This window comes from Candidatus Electrothrix sp. (assembly GCF_052785085.1).
The window spans coordinates 18,021-35,788 of the sequence record NZ_JALAAI010000025.1; the positions used below are offsets into that span (position 1 = coordinate 18,021).

At 49.1% G+C, this 17,768-nt stretch carries 17 protein-coding genes, 1 tRNA gene and 1 riboswitch; of the genes, 11 read left to right on the forward strand and 7 right to left on the reverse strand.

What is annotated here, in order from left to right; genetic code table 11:
* Positions 1–55: 55 nt before the first annotated feature.
* A riboswitch (cobalamin riboswitch) is annotated at positions 56–244 on the reverse strand.
* A 174-nt stretch (positions 245–418) separates the two neighbouring features.
* The gene (locus L2082_RS06240; protein WP_446007954.1) at positions 419–1,561 is read left to right on the forward strand and encodes an ATP-binding protein; all 1,143 of its coding nucleotides are present in this window, start codon (positions 419–421) and stop codon (positions 1,559–1,561) included.
* An 8-nt stretch (positions 1,562–1,569) separates the two neighbouring features.
* A complete protein-coding gene (locus tag L2082_RS06245; protein WP_446007953.1) occupies positions 1,570–2,661 on the forward strand; it encodes a hypothetical protein in 1,092 nt (363 codons plus the stop codon).
* Positions 2,662–2,745: 84 nt separating this feature from the next.
* Here the strand turns inward: L2082_RS06245 and L2082_RS06250 are convergent, their stop codons facing one another.
* From L2082_RS06250 to L2082_RS06265, 4 genes are all read right to left on the reverse strand, one after another.
* Entirely contained in the window at positions 2,746–4,821 is a 2,076-nt protein-coding gene (locus tag L2082_RS06250) for an efflux RND transporter periplasmic adaptor subunit (protein ID WP_446007952.1), read from the reverse strand.
* Between the two features lie 55 nt (positions 4,822–4,876).
* Positions 4,877–5,224 (reverse strand): YHS domain-containing protein, encoded by a 348-nt coding sequence (locus tag L2082_RS06255; protein ID WP_446007951.1) that lies wholly within the window; start codon positions 5,222–5,224, stop codon positions 4,877–4,879.
* 169 nt (positions 5,225–5,393) lie between these two features.
* A complete protein-coding gene (locus tag L2082_RS06260; RefSeq protein WP_446007950.1) occupies positions 5,394–6,752 on the reverse strand; it encodes a TolC family protein in 1,359 nt (452 codons plus the stop codon).
* A gap of 190 nt (positions 6,753–6,942) precedes the next feature.
* Positions 6,943–8,670, reverse strand: a complete 1,728-nt coding sequence (locus L2082_RS06265) for a bifunctional sulfate adenylyltransferase/adenylylsulfate kinase (RefSeq protein ID WP_446007949.1) — start codon at positions 8,668–8,670, stop codon at positions 6,943–6,945.
* Positions 8,671–9,399: 729 nt separating this feature from the next.
* Here L2082_RS06265 and L2082_RS06270 point away from each other — a divergent pair.
* Positions 9,400–9,759, forward strand: a complete 360-nt coding sequence (locus L2082_RS06270) for a ComEA family DNA-binding protein (protein ID WP_446010394.1) — start codon at positions 9,400–9,402, stop codon at positions 9,757–9,759.
* Positions 9,760–9,794: 35 nt separating this feature from the next.
* On the opposite strand, the gene L2082_RS06275 is transcribed toward L2082_RS06270, so the two are convergent.
* The 3 genes from L2082_RS06275 to L2082_RS06285 form a co-directional block, all read right to left on the reverse strand.
* Positions 9,795–10,484: a response regulator gene (locus tag L2082_RS06275; RefSeq protein ID WP_446010395.1), complete on the reverse strand. Its 690-nt coding sequence runs from the start codon at positions 10,482–10,484 to the stop codon at positions 9,795–9,797.
* 9 nt (positions 10,485–10,493) lie between these two features.
* The gene (locus tag L2082_RS06280) at positions 10,494–11,588 is read right to left on the reverse strand and encodes an MBL fold metallo-hydrolase (protein ID WP_446011541.1); all 1,095 of its coding nucleotides are present in this window, start codon (positions 11,586–11,588) and stop codon (positions 10,494–10,496) included.
* Positions 11,589–11,652: 64 nt separating this feature from the next.
* Positions 11,653–12,576, reverse strand: a complete 924-nt coding sequence (locus L2082_RS06285) for a universal stress protein (protein WP_446010397.1) — start codon at positions 12,574–12,576, stop codon at positions 11,653–11,655.
* 230 nt (positions 12,577–12,806) lie between these two features.
* Here L2082_RS06285 and L2082_RS06290 point away from each other — a divergent pair.
* From L2082_RS06290 to L2082_RS06325, 8 genes are all read left to right on the forward strand, one after another.
* Positions 12,807–12,881 (forward strand) — tRNA-Gly (locus L2082_RS06290).
* Positions 12,882–12,957: 76 nt separating this feature from the next.
* Positions 12,958–13,386: a 50S ribosomal protein L13 gene (rplM, locus tag L2082_RS06295; RefSeq protein ID WP_446010398.1), complete on the forward strand. Its 429-nt coding sequence runs from the start codon at positions 12,958–12,960 to the stop codon at positions 13,384–13,386.
* 11 nt (positions 13,387–13,397) lie between these two features.
* Complete coding sequence (gene rpsI, locus L2082_RS06300; protein WP_446010399.1) at positions 13,398–13,790, forward strand: 30S ribosomal protein S9; 393 nt, start codon at positions 13,398–13,400, stop codon at positions 13,788–13,790.
* 163 nt (positions 13,791–13,953) lie between these two features.
* Positions 13,954–15,003: an N-acetyl-gamma-glutamyl-phosphate reductase gene (gene argC / locus L2082_RS06305; protein WP_446010400.1), complete on the forward strand. Its 1,050-nt coding sequence runs from the start codon at positions 13,954–13,956 to the stop codon at positions 15,001–15,003.
* A 68-nt stretch (positions 15,004–15,071) separates the two neighbouring features.
* Positions 15,072–15,869, forward strand: coding sequence for a tRNA pseudouridine(38-40) synthase TruA (truA, locus tag L2082_RS06310; RefSeq protein ID WP_446011542.1), 798 nt, complete (start codon positions 15,072–15,074; stop codon positions 15,867–15,869).
* A gap of 372 nt (positions 15,870–16,241) precedes the next feature.
* The gene (locus L2082_RS06315) at positions 16,242–16,499 is read left to right on the forward strand and encodes a UPF0175 family protein (protein WP_446011293.1); all 258 of its coding nucleotides are present in this window, start codon (positions 16,242–16,244) and stop codon (positions 16,497–16,499) included.
* A 100-nt stretch (positions 16,500–16,599) separates the two neighbouring features.
* Positions 16,600–16,755, forward strand: a complete 156-nt coding sequence (locus tag L2082_RS06320) for a DUF3368 domain-containing protein (RefSeq protein ID WP_446011292.1) — start codon at positions 16,600–16,602, stop codon at positions 16,753–16,755.
* Positions 16,756–16,886: 131 nt separating this feature from the next.
* Entirely contained in the window at positions 16,887–17,675 is a 789-nt protein-coding gene (locus tag L2082_RS06325; RefSeq protein ID WP_446011291.1) for an Rpn family recombination-promoting nuclease/putative transposase, read from the forward strand.
* Positions 17,676–17,768 lie beyond the last annotated feature (93 nt).

Below are 17,768 nucleotides of genomic sequence, written 5' to 3' on the forward strand. Positions count from 1 at the left end.
CATCTCTCCCTTGTCCACGGGGAACGAGACGGCCCTGGCATGCTGTTCTCTTGCATGCAGGTCATACTTTCAGACAGGTCTTCTGACTTCCGGTTCATCCTACTTGCTGCGCCTTCCCGCATAAGATGATTATGCAGTGACATCATGCAGCGTTCGTCCCCGGTTACAGCGGCGGGCCCGTCCCGGATTCACACCGGGTTCCCTATTAAGCTCGTGTTGTGAGCATCTGAAATATGCACGCGAGTATAGCCGGAACCGAGGCAGGCGGCAAGGGAAAAAAGACCGGGGCGTGTAGCCCTGTATGTATCAGCCCGATGCAATGCGCCGGTAGTCATTTCTCAGGCCGCAAAGAAGCATCTTGACAGGGTATATACGTTTCTATACATTATCATGTAAATCTATAACAGGAGTTTTCGATATGCATGGTTATATACAGAGGATGCAGGAGGCAAAACTGCATAATGCGCTTTCCCGTTCTCCGGCGGTGGCCATTCTCGGCCCAAGACAGTCTGGTAAATCAACAACAGCCAGGATGCTGCTCAGGGATATACCTTCAGTATATCTCGACTTACAGGATCGGGTGGATCGGAATAAGCTTTCAGAACCAGAGCTTTTTTTTGAGCGGTATCGGGATCAACTCATCTGTCTTGATGAGATTCAGCTGCTCCCGGAATTCTTTGCTGTTCTCCGTTCAGAGATAGATAAGGTCAGGAGACCAGGAAGATTCCTGATTTTGGGATCAGCTTCCAGGGATTTGATCAAGCAATCCACAGAATCACTTGCCGGCCGTATCGCCTATATTGACCTGACGCCGTTTGTGCTCAAGGAAGTCAAGGAAGTATCGGCATGGTCGGATATCTGGCTCAGAGGCGGTTTCCCGGAAAGCGTTCTGGCTGGAAATGATATGGATAGCTTTGATTGGCGGCGTGATTTTATCCGAACCTTTATGGAACGGGATATTCCGAATCTGGGGTTCAATATACCGATTCCGGTCATTGAGCGCTTATGGCAACTCTTGGCGCATTACAACGGTCAGACGGTAAATTACAGTAAATTGGCAACTGCTGTTGATGTATCAATACCAACGTTAAAGAAATACCTGTCACTCCTGGAACAGACCTACATGGTGCGTTTACTGCCTCCTGCGGAGGCAAATATCAAAAAGAGGCTGGTCAAGTCACCGAAGATCTATTTGCGGGACAGCGGAATCCTGCATGCCTTACTTGATATTGAAGAATATGATTTCTTGTTGTCCAGCCCCATGGCAGGCCCATCCTGGGAGGGATTTGTTATTGAAAATATCATCACGGAACATGATCGCTGGCGACCGTCTTTTATCAGAACCTCTAATGGAGCTGAAACAGACCTTATGTTGGAGAGGGCAGGGAAAAAGCATCTTTTTGAATGCAAGCTCTCCAAAGCTCCAAAGCCTTCACGGGGGTTTTACGAGCTGATTGATGCGGTGCAGCCTGCATCGGCATGGGTTGTTGCTCCGGTTGATGAACCCTATGCAATACAAAAAAGAATTCATGTCTGTTCCCCGGTTGATCTGGAACTTTAAACAAGGCTATGCAGAAACCTTCTCCTCTCCACATTGGCTGCTGCATAACCCCACATGGTCTGGGACATGCTGCCAGGGCCTGCGCAGTGATGGAGGCATTGGCCCAACGTGTACCGATGCATTATCGGATCATCAGCACGGCTCCGGCCTGGTTCTTTGCCGAGTCATTGACCGCTTCGCACGAGATTTACCCCTTGCAGACTGATGTTGGGCTGGTGCAGCACGATGCCCTGCGTGAGGACCTTGACCAAACCGTGCAGCAACTGCTGGCCTTTTATCCCCTCCGAACCGACCTGCTTGATCAGCTGGCAGCCCTGTTTGCAGATTGCCAATTGGTACTTTGCGATATTGCGCCAGTGGGTATTGCAGCTGCGACCCAGGCCCGGAAACAGTACGGCTCTCAGGTGCGTTCAGTGTTGCTGGAGAATTTCACCTGGGACTGGATCTATCAGCCTTATCTTGCTTCGCACCCGGAATTCGCCGGGATTATTTCTTACCTGGAAGGTCTGTATAGTCAGGCGGATTATCATATTCAGGCGGATCTGGTGGCACCGCCAATCGCCCGTGCTGCTCGGGTTTGTCCGCAGGAACGGGCAGCAATCAGAAAGCAACTCGGGTTGCAGGAAGAACAACAGGTTATCCTGGTGACCATGGGTGGGATTGCCGGAACGGACTTGCCTCTGGTCCGAATGAGGGCGTGCAGGGATTTCTGCTTTGTCTTGCCAGGGCAGGGCGGAGAAGAGATCAAGGTGGATGAAAATCTCTTCTTGCTGCCTTCGGATTCCGCCATCCGTCATCCTGATCTGATTGCAGCCTGTGATGCGATGATTGGCAAGGTGGGGTATTCCACCTTGGCAGAGGTCTATCAGGCTGGCATTCCTTTTGCCTATATCAGCCGGGAATGGTTCCGGGAATCCCGGCCTTTGGCGGATTTCATAGATCGGGAAATGCCGTCCCTGCCGTTGACAGAAGAGGCGTTTTGTCAGCAGGATTTATCAGATATGCTGACAAGGCTTTGTCAATTGCCTTGGCGCGACAGGAGCAACCAGAGCGGGGCCGCAGTGGTTGCTGCATTTTTGCAGGGACTGTTGTCCAGCTGAACAGCCCGTTCTTGGGTTTTTCCTGTTCCGATGTACAAAGAATTATTCGTATTGGAAGGTCTGCTTCGGATTTTTCAATTCGGCTCACTCCTGAGTCAGCTGCTTACGCACTTCTCCGCAACGGAGCATCATTGCGCCAAAATAGGGATTGCTGATTTCCTCTGAAGGGGCCAGCCAGGAAGCACCGGTGTTATCAAAGGCCATGGGACAGAAATGGACAAACCAAGAGGTATGATCATTGCTGCCAAAAGTCTCTACGGTTTCAACCACTGCCTGACTATAGGGAGAAAAGCTTGTGCGCAGGTCAGCCATTGTTTGAGCCTGAGTCAATTCCCGGACAGTCTTTTTCAGGCGGGCCGCCAGGTTCCCGGCTTTTTCGGTGCCTGTTTGCAGAAGAGCTGCTGTTAAGGATTGGGTCAACGGCGCAAGGGCATCTGCTGAATCCAGGGCAACTTGTTCATTATCTGCGGCAAGGTTTTGTTGCAGGATCAGGTATCCTTTGAGGAGTTCACCCACCTTAGTTTGAAGTTCTGGAGAGGCGGCCTGGGCTGCCGGAATATCCTCAATAGCGAAACGCTCTCTGACCTGGTGAAAATGTTCGGCAAATTCAGCATAGATTTCCTGCGCTTCTTTCGTGCTTTCCGCCTCTTGCAGGAGGATAGCATCATTTTTCAGGAGCATGGCAAATTCCTGCCAGCTCAACCGTTCGTCTTCTTTGAGCGTATCTTCAGTAATGGCGGCAAGAGCCTTGGTGAAATTCTGAAGTGCAGACCGATATTGCCCAGCGTCTTGTTTATGGATCTCTCTGGACAGCTCAACAAAACGTTGGTTCAGGAGATCAAGTCGGGAGGCAAACAGCTCTGGTAATGCATTATCCCCTTGCTTTGTTGTTCCGCTTGAGGGATTCATCATGGATGGACGGGCCTGGAGCTGGATTGCTGAGTCAATCTTGAAGTTGCCCCGAACAACCACCAAGTCACCTTCTTCCAAACCACTTTTAACAACATAAAAATCCCCACGTTGTGAACCAAGCACCACCTCACGGCCTATATAGGTTCCTGGTTGTTTTGGGACCTGGACATAGACAAGGGCTCGTTTGCCTGTGAGCAGAGGAGCTGAGGCTGGAATAAGAAGCGGCTTTTCCACTTGCCCGGTTGTGGGCAGGATAAGTTCAGCCCGGACAAACATACCAGGTTTGAGTTTGCCGTTTTGGTTGTCAACATGGAGGCGAACCCGAACGGTTCGATTTTTTTCATCCACCAGCGGATCAACATAGGCGACCTTGCCCTGAAAATTAGTACCTGGATAGGCTTCCACTGTGAACCCGACCTGTTGGCCCATGCTCACTGCATGGAGGTCTGTTTCGTATACTTCAAGGATTACCCAGATCTTGCTCAGGTCAGCCAGGGTATACACCGGGTTGCCGGTTTTGACATACATGCCTTCGTTGACATGTTTTTCAATCACAATGCCAGCCAGCGGGGCTGTGAGGGTGATATGACGGGTGGGTTTTTGCAGAGCTTCCATGGCCTGGAGTTGCTTTTTCCCGATGCCCAACAGGCGCAGTTTTTCCCGACTTGCTTCAAGGGTACGACGAGACATCGTTTTAACCAGTTCATTGCCGGATTGCCGGGTACGTTTGTATTCCTTGGTCGCCTGGATGAGTTCGGCCTGGGCTGTGAAGAGGTCAGGGCTGTAGATGGCAGCTACAGCCTGCCCGCGTTGCACAGTGGCTCCGGTGTAATCAACAAAGAGCTTGTCAATACGTCCGTCCACCCAGGAGGTGATGGTGCTGAGGCGGGTTTCATCATAGTCGATTCGACCGAATATTTGCACCTTGGCGTTGCTGTCGTTCTCTGTGCTTTTCCGTGTCGCCGGTTGTACAGCAATCTCGGCCAGCTTTTGTGCCTGACTGTCCAGAGAGATTTGACGGAGGCTCAAGCGTTTTTCATTACTTTGTTTCTTGACTTCAATCAGATCCATGAAACAGATGGGGCATTGACCAAATTCCGGCAGTTGAATCTGCGGATGCATGGAACAAGTCCAGATAGTTTCCGGGCCATGCTCATGGTCAGCAGGATCTGTTTCAGCAAAAGAAGTTCCTGAGAAGAGCAGGAAAGAGCAGGTCAGGATGATCAGATGAAGAAAAAGATCCCGCATGATTTTTTACCTCGTTGCATGTGTTATCCTGCCCCAGCGGGGCAGGATGGTGGGGTTATTTTGCGTCTTCGCTATGATCCGCATGCCCTTCAGGGGCTGCATGTTCGCCTGGATCTGCATCATCAGGTGTCGCATCACCGTCTTCTGTTGGGACAGCCTCGGGTTCTACACCCATCTCTTGTAACTTGGCGAGATATTTTTCCGGGTCTGCCTTAAATTGGGGAACACAGGCTGCACAGCAAAAATAGACCCGTTTTCCTTCATAATCAGCATAGATCTCTTTGTTGATATCGCCGCCCATGACCGGGCACTTGGTTTGGGGTTCAGCAAAGACATTGCCTGCAAGGCTTAACAGCAGGATAAGGCAAAAACCAGCAAGGGTGGATGTTTTTAAGATACGCATAATGGAACTCCTTTCTATGTATGTTTATTGGGTGACAGGGATCCGGAACAGTTCCGAGAACCCGAGTTGCTTTTATTACTCTTCATTTTATTTCATCGTAGAAAACCACCCCCTCGGGGGGTGGATTCCTTGTTTTTTTTAGTAGGCTTTTGTCTCTTTTTTGTCTGCCTCAGGGCTGTTCCTGCCAGTTTGCTACAACAAGCCCAACCTGGGCCTCAAGCTGGGCCACAGCCAGGGCCTGATCAGCCAGGGTCCGGCTTTCAGCCAGCTCAAAAGTCAGCAGGCTTTTTTCTGCATCAATGATTTCCAGGATGGAATTTTTACCACTCTGAAAGCCACTGACTGCCACTTCCAGTTGTTGTCTGACCTTGGGCAGGAGTTCTTCCCGATACAGAGCAACCTTGCGTTTTGCGTCCTGATAGGCATACAGGCCCTGCTCAATCTGATTTTGTATGGTTCGTTCCTGTTCAGATTTCCGGCTTTGCGCCTCCTGGACAGCTGCTTTTTGTTCAGCGAGTTTGGCATGACGGCGTTCCCGGAATATGGGCAGGTTCATGCTGACTCCGGCAATAATCGGGTCATCACCACTGTCCGGGGGATCACCGTATTCTGCGGACCCAGTCAGGATGGTTTTCAGGGAAAAAGTAAAATCCGGATAAAAATCTTTTTGAGCCAGCTTGGTTTTGGTTTCTGTCTTGGTAATACGTTCCTGGGCCGCTTGCAGAAGGGGAGCATTTTTAAGAGCAAGAGAGTGTAGTGTAGTGGGCTTTTTTTTCAGGGAGATCTCTGGAAGATACTTTGGAACAGGACGGGATCTTTCAGGAGCAACACCCAGCAGGTTGTTGATACGTATGCGCAAAGGAACAGCACTCTCCTTGATGGTGCGAACCTTGTCCTGGATCTGGGCCAGCTCAATCTGTACCTTGAGCACATCAAAATAGGTGGCCTTGCCGCCGGTATAGCGGTCACGGGCAATACCTTCCAGGTAACGGAGTAATTCGAGGTTGTTTGAGAGGATTTCCTGGGAACGGCCGAGAAAGCTATAGGCAATATAAGCCTCTTTGACCTGCCGGGTTACATCCAGTTCAGTGGCAGCCAGCTCGGCATGGGCAAGGGCCTGGTCATGATCAGCAAGCTTACGCAACAGGACAAGTTTCCCAAACCAAGGCAGGGATTGGTTGAGAGCCAAGGCTGCTCGTTGCGGTCCGGTTCGTGTCTCAACAGGCTCAAGATAATACTGCACAGTGAGCTTGGGATCTGGCAGCACACCTGCCTGTGGAATTTTATGACTGCTGGCTCGCAGTTTTGCTCGTGCAGCAAGCAGGGCATTATTATTGGTCAGGGCTTGCTCAAGGTAGGAAGAGAGAATCCCTGTATCCTTTTTTTTCTTTGTTTCAGCTTCTTCAGCTGTGCAAAGGGCAGGAAGGATACTGAGGATACCTGCCAGTACTATTGCCAGTACTATTGCTAATACGGGCAATACCGGAAAAACCAAGGCAATGTGGAAGGTGGCAGTGTGTCGGTTCATTGCGAAGCTCCGGGGCTGATACCATGCTGTTTGTGGCGTAACAGCTGAATAATATTTTCAATCCCCTGTCCCTTGGGACGCGGGAACCCTTTTTAAAGGAACCACTAAGTAGGGTATAGCATATTCAGCGAGCCAATACAATGTCAGCATACAATATTAGTACAACAGAAAGGCTGGCTTCAAGGGGTGCTTACCGAATATATCCTTGTTCTTCAAGATAAAGAAAGATTTCCTGCACAGCCTCGGCCGGGGTCATTGTGGAGGTATCAATAGTTATTTCCGGATGAGCAGGAGGAATATAGGGATCTGAAATACCAGTAACTCCTTTGACAATCCCGGCCCGTGCTTTTTTATACAGTCCTTTTCGGTCCCGTTGTTCGCAGGTTTCAAGGGGCGTGGCGATATGTACCTCAATATAGCCACCATAACGGCTGATCAGGCGCCGGTTTTCCTGGCGGGATTCTTCGTAAGGGGCAATGGGGGCACAGAGGGCGATGCCACCGTTTTTGGTGATTTCGCTGGCCACAAAGCCAATGCGGGTTACATTGAGATTTCGGTGTTCCTGGGAAAAGGTCAGTTCTGAGGAGAGATTCTTGCGGACAATATCACCATCCAGCAGGGTGACCGGGCGATCACGCATCTCCATAAAACGAACCATCAGGACTTTGGCAATGGTTGATTTTCCTGAGCCGGACAGGCCTGTCAGGAAAACCGTGAATCCTTGCCTGGACCGGGGAGGAAAGGAGTGACGTAGCTCGTCAACAACATTGGGAAAGGAAAACCATTCCGGGATATTCTCTCCCTGCTCCAGGCGTCGCTTGAGTTCCTTTGAACTGATGTTTTTTACTTTTTCATCAGGTGTGTCAGCAAGGTACACATATTTTTTCTGCTCTTCTGCATATCCCATGGCCCGTTCCGGAACCATTGCAATGCCGGTCTCTTCTGCCATAGAGGCAACAAGCTGTTGCGCTTCTTTCCGGGGATAAAAAAGATCGTTATGGGTATCGGCAAAGGGGTCGCCGTGATCATCTGCCACCATGAAATGGCTGCATCCGTAGTTTTTGCGGATCAAGGCATGCCAAAGTGCCTCACGGGGACCAGCATTTCGTTCCGCCAGCGGGATAACGCCCAGCTGAATCATATTACGGGGAAAATGCTGAACAAATTCCTGGTAACAATGCACATGGGTGTAATGTTCCATATTACCAGGGTGATCCAGACCTACCACTGGGTGAAGAAAAAGAGAGCCGCCGGTCTCCCGGGCAGCCGCCAAGACCATTTCTTTATGGGCGCAATGCAGGTATTCTTTGGTATGGAATCCAACCACTCGTCGCCAACCGTACTGGATAAAGCGACGATTGCTTTCAGCCGGTGTGAGACGAAGCTCGCAGAAATCGTAATGAAGTGGCAGGGTAATGCCTTCCACTGTCCCGCCTATGTACCAGTCCTTGACTTCAGTGAGCAGGATTTGCACACTGGGGTGTTGTTCAGGGTCTGTTGTCCCGTAGATAGCTTGGGCCTCGGCTTTTTTATCTGCCTTCCAGATATCACTGACAGTGAGGATTGCCAGAAGAAAACCTTCCTGATCATTGAGTCCAATCCGTTGTCCTGGTTGCAGGGAAGCTGCAAATTTTTCGGTCACATCAAGGCAGACCGGAATGGGCCAGACAGAACCATCAGCCAGGCGCATATCTTTGAGCACACTCTGATAATCCTCTTGGCCTAAAAAGCCTGCCAGCGGGTAAAATCCCCGGTTGAGCAGGGACTCAAGATCGCGGACTTGGCGCCTGTTCAGGTCTGTTGACGTGAGGTGAACAGCCTCAGCTCGTAGTTCATTGGCTCGGCAGGAATGAACAACCAGGCTTTCAGAATAAGAAAGAGCAGAGCAAGAAGGAGTATGGGAAGGGGCTTTTTTCATGAGAGATGTATTTGACATGGTTATTAACGATGTTTTCCCCGTTGGGGGGGAGACAGTAAAACATGAAAGCAGGCAATGCTTTCGTATAAATTTTCATTCTTCCCCTTGGGGGAGGATAAGAAAACATGAAAGCTGGTACATTTCTGGAGACTGTACCGGGTATCTTCTGAAAAAAAAAGCTGAAATTGTAAAAAAGAAATTTTGCTGTGTGACAAGGAAAATTTTTTCGGGTTTAAGAACTTATAATTTTATTTCATCGTAGAAAACCACCCCCTCTGGGGGTGGTCAGAGTTCAACGGCTCTGCCTGTTGAACAGTCATGTTTTCGCAAAGGGCAGGTTATGTAGATGTCGCATTTTATCAACGGATCAATCTTGAGTTTGTCCCGTGTTATTGCGCTATGTCCACAAGATGCCTCGGCTATGCATGGTGAGTGAAGCTGTTTGTATGCAAAATATCATTTCGGCAACAGTTGAAGATCGTTAAGTTTCCTGATGCTGATTTTATCAGCGAGGGTGTTTTGGAAACGGGAGCCAAGTAGACAAATGCCCTCTGGGCTTAACCAATACCACCCCCTCTGGGGGTGGATTCTTTATTGTTGACTTTTAGCGAGAGATCTGTCTATAATGGGATGACTCTAGAGTTTGCTATTTGATAGCAAGGCCTTAACCCAATATCCCAATGCCTGTGTCAGCAGGTGAGACATGAACACATCTAAAAGGAGATCGTTATGAGACTATTGTATCTTACTCTGTTTTTTGTTTTTTTCCTGGCAACATCAGCAGCTGCTGTGGTCAATATCAATACAGGAGACAAAGATGAGTTGGCTTCATTACCTGGTATAGGGCCGGTGAAAGCTGAAGCGATTATCAAGTACCGGGAAGAAAAAGGCCTGTTTAAAGAAATTGATGACTTAGCCGAGGTATACGGAATCGGTGAAAAAACGATTGCTCGTATTAAGGATGATGTTACAGTGGGTGAGGATGCCCCGGCTGAAGCTGCAACTACTGTGAACAAAAAAGGCAAAGAAACAACGCCAAAGTCCCAGACAGAAAAACCCGTATCAACCAAATCTGTTGGCAAAAAATAAAAGTATATTCAAAGGGAAGCGCGATAAAGGAAGGATTATGATTTTTCATCAAGTCGCGTTGCTGCCTGGATAAGGGCATCATGGAGAGGGACAGGGGGGGTAGTGAGGTGAAGACCATGCCCTCCCTGGGCAGTTTTGACTGTTGGTGACTCCCAGGAAAGCATCTCAGTAACTGCATCCACTCCTTGTTGCCCAGCGGCTTCTGCTTCAAGGAGATTTCCTGAGCGTATTCGGATGATGCCTCGCTCTTTTTTTTCATTAATAACAATGATGTCTGTTGAATGATTTCCCATGCCTATGAGCTGGAGAAGATCAACCAGCGGGATGGTATCCAGAAAGGAAGAGTTGCCGGATTCTTTGGCAAAAATGCCAGCAAGTACTTTGAGCAGCTCTTCCGGTTTAAAAGGGTAGGGGATAATGGCTGAAACACCGCTATGATAGGCTGCCCGTTTAATCTCTTCTGTCAGCTCGTTACTGTACAGGACAACATATGTTTCTGCATGCCAGCGGCGAACCCAGAGCAGCAATTCCACGCCGCTTTCTCCTGAGAGCTGAACATTGGCGATGACCATATGAACGGTAAATTTTTGCAGAATCTCACGGGCCTTGGTAAGGGTGGAGACAAAGGCCAGTTGATAGACGTTTTTAAAGGGAATTAACGACTCCCGCAATTCCAGCAGAAACTCTTTGTCACGATCAACGATCAGAATGTTTTTGCGGCTCATAAGTCTTTATTACTCAAAATAATCAGGAAGTTCTTGCTCTCCACCGGCCTGGGGCAGGATGTCGCCAATGGGTATATTGCGTCCGATTAAGGTCTTTAGTGCAATAAGATTAACCAGGCTTTCCAGCTCAGTACCCCCGTCTTCACGGAGATGGGTTAAGAGGTTTTTTACCGCAACAGGAGGATCCACTTTAAACGAAGTTACCCGGTTCTTTTCAAGAGTCAGGATTTTGGTAAATGATTGATCCTTATTCAGTGCTGCTATCCCTTTGGCAATGGATTCAGAGGAGTCTTCTTTTTCCAGTTCAACCAGAATTTCATTAATGGCCCCAAGGTAATTTTCTTCTTTCTCGCCTGCCATGAGCAGGTCCAGTCCCACATCCAGATTGTACATCCGATCAATAAAGTCGCGGAGTAAATCTCCCTGAATCAGAGATCCATGCTGAGGAGCTATCATCTCAGGGGGAGGATCAAGATTTCTAATGCGGGAAACAGCGAGTTTTAAGGCATCACGAGAAGGCATGTAGAGTTGGTGAAAGGTCTTAATACCCTCCCAGGATGTTTCGTCAGCATAAAGGTCATGGGAGTAGGAGAGTCCGCCAAACAGGTCACCGGAAAAAAGGATCCTGCTCGCAACGTCATAATACATCATGGCCCCGCGAAAATGGCAAAAAGGTGAGGGAACAAAGATTAAGCTGTTGCCGCCTGGCATCTTTGCCCGGTTATTCCGGTAGGTTTCCACTGCCTTAAACCGGGATGCCTTGAGCCCGAGAAAATGAATAAGGCGCCAGGTATCTTCTGAGGCAACCACCATACATTTTGGATTCAGTTTTTGGAGAAAAGCAGCATTGGGTGCAACGTCAGGGTCCTGATGATTAATAAGCACCCCGTGAATATTTTCCAGCCCTCCTATAATTGGACGAACAGCCTTTTGCAGAACAGTGAGCAATTCACCTGGGCCAGGGTCAATAATGATGTTGGCCTGGCCCTTGGGATGAGGATAGCAGAGTAAATAAATGTTTACTTCCAGCAGTGAATCTGAGCGGTTGGCTATCCACCAGACATTCTTTTTTAACTCAACAGGTTCCATTACACCCTCTCTCATGTTGTTTTTGCCCTTATCCTGATGAAGTTCTGATAAAGTTAACCTTGCCAACTCACCAAACTAACTAACCAACAAGCCAGACCGCCATATTTTGAGCATTTTTGGTTGTCCGATCAGAGACACCACCAAGAAGTCCTTTATCTACCCGATCTCTGCGTCCAATGACAAGAGTGCCACATTGATGCCTCTTTGCCTGGCGAAGCAGGTCGTGGCTGGGGTGGATACCCCGGCGTGGAGGAAGCTGGACAATGCGGTCTTCAGAGATGCCATTTTCGATCAGGATCTGTCGATGTGCTTTGTACAGGCATGTTTCTATATCAAGGTGTTGTTCGCACCATTTCGCTCCCCAACGGCTATGAAATTTTTCAGCCTCATTGGGTGGTGTTGAGCCAAACGCGGCCAGCGAATGGTAGATATAGATTTCAGTCTTTGGATTATCTTTTAAGATAAATGCCAAATGATCAGCAGCCATGAGCGAATGGGTACAGGTATGCACAGCAAGGAGGAATCGGGTGGAGGAGACATTGCCATCAATAATCCAAAGAGGAATTTCATGACATCTTCTGACCATATCAGCAGAAACACTTCCTAGGAGCATTTCGCCGACTCTTCCCACGCCTCTTCTGCCGACCAGTAGAGCATCATACATGTTTTCTTTGGCAAAATTATGGATGGCATTGCTTATTCCTTTACTTGAAGCATGAACACAGGAGGTAATGTTTTTTTCAGGAAAGCCATTACGTATAAGACGTGAGCGGGCATCTTTCAGGTATTTTCCAGCTCGTGCTTTGCGTTGTTGGACAACGGTGCTTTCAGTTCGCTGGGAATCAACTTCAGCCATCCAGTTTTGTTCATAGTCACTGCTTGAGACCGCAGCAAGCAGATCCACCTTGAAATCTTGATTTTCTCGAAACAGGCGTATGAGATAGTCCAGGCTGTTTGAGCTATATACTGATCCGTCTACTGCCACCAGAATTTTTTTTTCCATGCAGGAACCCTCCTTAAGAACTAAACAATCTAAGCTTGTTATAATATTACGACATGTAAAGAAAAAGGAGAAGTAAAAATACGAGGAAACTCTCTGTACCACCAGCTTTTTCTGAGAACCTCATGAAGTTAGAGATAAAAGGAGGGGAGAAAAAAGAAATTCTGCGTAATTTTTTTGTTGACATGGACAGGTGCCCCATGGTAAATAATTGCTCGTTTCACAACGCAAGAGCGGGAATAACTCAGTGGTAGAGTGCAACCTTGCCAAGGTTGACGTCGCGAGTTCGAATCTCGTTTCCCGCTCCAATAAAACAACTCAAGGTTCGAACCCCTGTTCGAACCTTTTTTTATTACTCTTTGTATTACTCTTTGGGGCGCATGCATGAAAACGTATTATACGCCGGTAGATGAAATTGATCGCAAGTGGTGCATGGTTAATGCCGACGGTAAGGTTCTTGGCCGTATCGCAACAGAAATCGCCCGTCGCCTGCGTGGTAAACATAAACCGACCTTTTGTAATTTTCAGGATAACGGTGATTTCATCATTGTTGTCAATGCGGATCGGGTACATTTGACCGGAAAGAAATGGGACGATAAAGTATACTATCGTCATACCGGTTATATGGGCGCAATTAAAGATCGGACTGCAAAAGAGGTTCGGGAGAAGTCTCCAGAAGACCTGATTGTTATGGCGGTGAAAGGCATGCTCCCCAAGAATAAACTTGGTCGGGCTCAGCTGAAAAAATTAAAGGTGTATGCCGGTCCTGATCATCCTCATGCGGCCCAGCAACCTGAACTGCTTGATATTTAACGGAGCTTAACATGGCGCAGGAACAGACATACGCAACTGGAAAAAGAAAAAGTGCTATAGCTCGGGTATGGATAACTCCGGGAAGCGGCAATGTAGTTGTTAACAAGCAGTCACCAGAGAGCTACTTTGGTAATATCTTTTTTGAGCAGAAGATTGAGAAACCTTTTGCAGTCACTGAGACAGCAGAAAATTTTGATGTAATGGCCACCGTAAAAGGCGGCGGAAAAACTGCACAGGTTGACGCTTTGATTCATGGGATTTCACGGGCCCTTCAGGAAGTAAATCCTGAACTTCGTGATTCTCTGAAAAAAGCTGGACTGCTGACCCGTGACTCCCGAACTAAGGAGCGAAAGAAATACGGTCTGCGCGGTGCTCGTGCCCGCTTCCAGTTCTCCAAACGTTAAGGAGAAGGAACAGGCTGGTTTCTCAGCGCAGTTTATATTGTATTCCCAGGGGAATAACGAAGTAATTCGTTGTTCCCTTTTTTTTGTTCTATCGAAATTTCTTTCTCTCTTTCGCTCCAGAGGGATGCGGGATAGGGAGGAGTATAAGAAATGAGGATACACCATGCTGAAAGTAGGAATCATAGGGGCCTCCGGCTACACCGGGGTTGAACTGGCCCGCATCCTTTCCACCCACCCGGAGGTCGAACTCACTGTTGCCACCTCCCGTCAATATGCAGGCAAACCGCTCTCCGAGGTCTTCCCCAATCTGCGCAAGCGGGTGGATCTGGTCTGTCAGAACCTGGGACCGGAAGAGCTGGTTGACCGGGCCGACTTTTTTTTTGCCGCAGTCCCCCATAAGACAGCAATGGATCTGGTACCGATCCTGCTCAAGGCAGGCAAAAAGGTGGTGGATCTCAGTGCTGACTTCCGTATTCGCGACCCTGCGGTTTACGAGGAATGGTACCAGCCCCATTCCAGTGCAGAGTTTATTGAAGAAGCCGTCTACGGCCTGCCGGAACTGTACCGGGATCAAGTCAAGGGCGCCCGCCTGACCGCTAATCCGGGCTGCTATCCTACCTCTATCACCTTGGGTCTGGCTCCCTTGCTGCGGGAAGGATTGATTGATCCAGCTGGTCTGATTATTGATTCCAAGTCAGGCACATCCGGGGCAGGGCGTAGTGCTGCTGTGGGTACCCTGTTCTGCGAGGTCACGGACGGCTTCCGTGCCTATAAGGTCGGGGGAGATCATCGTCATATCCCGGAGATTGAGCAGGAGCTGTCCGTGCTGGCAGGTATGCCGGTCACCATTTCTTTTACTCCTCACCTGCTGCCTATCTCTCGTGGTATCCTCAGTACCATGTATGCACCACTGAACAATGAAATCAGCACAACCACTGAGGCTGAGATACAGGAATTGTATGAGCAGACCTATGCTGACGAGCCCTTTGTCCGGGTCTGCCCGGCAGGGTCTTTCCCGGTTACCCAGCATGTCCGTGGCAGCAACTGCTGCGATATCGGTATCAAAGTGGATGCCCGCACCAACCGGATTATCGTCATGTCCGCCATTGATAACATCGTCAAGGGAGCCTCGGGGCAGGCAGTCCAGAATATGAACCTGATGAATGGTTTTAAGGAGACCTGCGGCCTGATGGGAGCACCGTTTTTTCCTTGAGAAAATCTGACAACTTTCGTGCCGTGTTGTCCCTTCCCAGAGGGGGACGGACGGAGAGTCTTTGAGAGATGCAGCAGCGCAATATTCGTCTCCTTATAGCCTATGACGGCACCAACTTCTGTGGTTGGCAGCGACAATGTAACGGGCCGACTATCCAGGAGGCCCTGGAAAAGAAACTCGGTATCATCACCCAGGAAAGTGTGCAAATCAATGGGGCAGGGCGCACGGATGCCGGGGTGCATGCCTTGGGCATGGTAGCAAATTTTATAACCACTGCCCCCATGCCTGCTTCAGCCTTTGGCAAGGCCCTCAACTCCATGTTGCCCAAGGATATTCGTATTCTTGATGCTGTTGATGTTTCTCCTGATTTTCATGCCCGTTTTTCTGCCCAGGGCAAGAGCTACCGCTATGATATTTTTACCGGCCCGCTTCAGCTACCAGCAGAACGTCTTTATCGTACCCATTTCCCCTGTTCTTTCCAGCCAGAGAGACTCCAGGCCAGCCTGAACCTCCTGATCGGCACCCATGATTTTAGCAGTTTTGAGGCAGTAGGCAGCCGGGATCGAAGCCGAACTACCGGGCGAGGAGCTGTGCGTACCCTGTTCCATACCCAATGCCTTGTTGATCCGGCCCGGCCTGAGCATTTTTCTTTCTGTTTTTCCGGTGACGGTTTTCTCCGCCATATGGTGCGGAACTTGGTTGGCACCCTGCTTTGGGTGGGAATTGGCCGCCTGAGTACTGACCAGTTTGCTGCCATTCTTGGAGCCAGAGATCGGAAAAAGGCTGCCCCGACAGCTCCGGCCTGTGGGCTTTTTTTGGAAAAAGTGTATTATGATGAGAGAACAGAGGAAGTTCGCGATTCGTAGGGGCTTTGACATAAGACTTTATGTGGATTATTATAGCTGTAATGATTCATACACGAGGGAGGAAATATGAGAACGGGTTCAAATGACCCGGATTTTATCCTGTTGTAATGTGTAGTATGTGTGAACCTCTTAAGGACAGAAAAACCTGGGAGGTCCGCGATCCGCTCTGTATCGGCGTTACAGAAAAAAATACCACTTTGTGGGTGGTGCCTGCGGCGGCAAAAAAGTTATTGACCGGATTTTGGAACGGGGTTACGACCAATCAATTCAATGATTCTTTGATAACCCGAGCTTTCAGTTGTCGACTTGACCGGTTTTGGAACGGGGTTACGATGGAACGAGGTTTTCATGTGAAAAACAGGAGGTGTGTTAATGAATAAGGCAAATGTACTGAACATTCCGCAGGATATACTTGATTCCTCCCGGCTGACTCTGAATGAACTCAGGATTGAAATGGCACTTGCACTTTATTCCGCCCGCCGCCTTTCCGTCGGCAAGGCTCGTGAACTGGCGGACATGTCACTTTGGGAATTTCGTCAGCTGCTTGTCTCGCGTCGCATCGGGCCGCATTACGACATGGATGATCTGGATGATGATATGGCTGCGCTGCGTGATGCAGGACGCTTATGATCATTGTCAGCAACACATCGCCCCTGACCAATCTTGTGGCAATTGGTCAGTTTCCTCTGCTCGGCAGCCTGTATTCCGGCCTTCTCATTGCGGAAGGTGTGTGGGAATAATCGGTGTTTTGCTGGAGGCAAAGAAAAAAGGACTGACCACGGAGCTTCGACCGCATCTTGATGCCTTGCGAAATGAAGCCGGTTTTTATTTGAGTGAGCGATTGTATCTTCATGCCCTTGCCTTGGCCGGGGAAATAGTTGCTTAGACCGGTTTTGGAACGGGGTTACGACGTAGGGGCGATTCGCGAATCGCCCTTACTGCTGACCACAACGGAAGATTGACCGGGCAGGCACAGGGGCCTGCCCCTACATATTTGATAACAGGCGAATGTGACAGATGAGCGATGTAACCAACCCGCATGACAGTTTTTTCCGCGAAACCTTTGGCAGGAAAGAGATCGCTGCCGGGTTTCTGCGGGAATATCTACCCAGGGCAATCCTGCGGAAGATTGATCTGGAATCACTGACAGCGGTCAAGGATTCCTTTGTGGAAAAGGAACTTCGCCAGCATTTCTCGGATCTGCTGTACAGGGTGCGTTATCAGGAGCACATGCTCTACCTTTACCTGCTGTTCGAGCATAAAAGCTCTCCCGACCCCTGGACGGGCCTGCAACTCCTGCGCTACCTGGTCAGGTTCTGGGAACAGCACCGCAAACAGCACCCGAAAGACCGGAAACTGCCTGCCGTGGTTCCACTGGTGCTGTATCACGGGCGAAAGAAATGGCGGTTTTCTGACCGGTTCAGTTCGCTCATTGTCCAGAACGACGATGAGCTGGCTCCATTTATTCCGAATTTCAGCTGGAAAGTACATGATCTGTCTGTACTTTCAGATGAGGAGATCCGGGGCGGGGTATTTGACCGCATCACTCTGCTGGTGCTTCGGCATATTTTTGATCCTGACCTGCATTCCAGGCTGCCCAAAATACTCTCGCTCCTGCAGGATGCCGGTGAAAAACAGGACGCACTTGAAATGCTGGAGCTTTTGCTGCGCTATGTTGTCAGGGCCACAAAAACGTTTGATGAAGATGCTGTCCGGGAGGTTCTGGACCGGAGCGGCGTCGGGGAGGATTTCATGCAGAATTTCATTGATAAATATATCTCCCCATTCGCTCATTTGAGATTATAGTATTTTTAATTCTCAAGCCCATGATAAACAAATGGATCCAAATTGAGCCGTTGTATGATTTCTCTTTGTAAATTCGATAATGTTTTTAAGGAA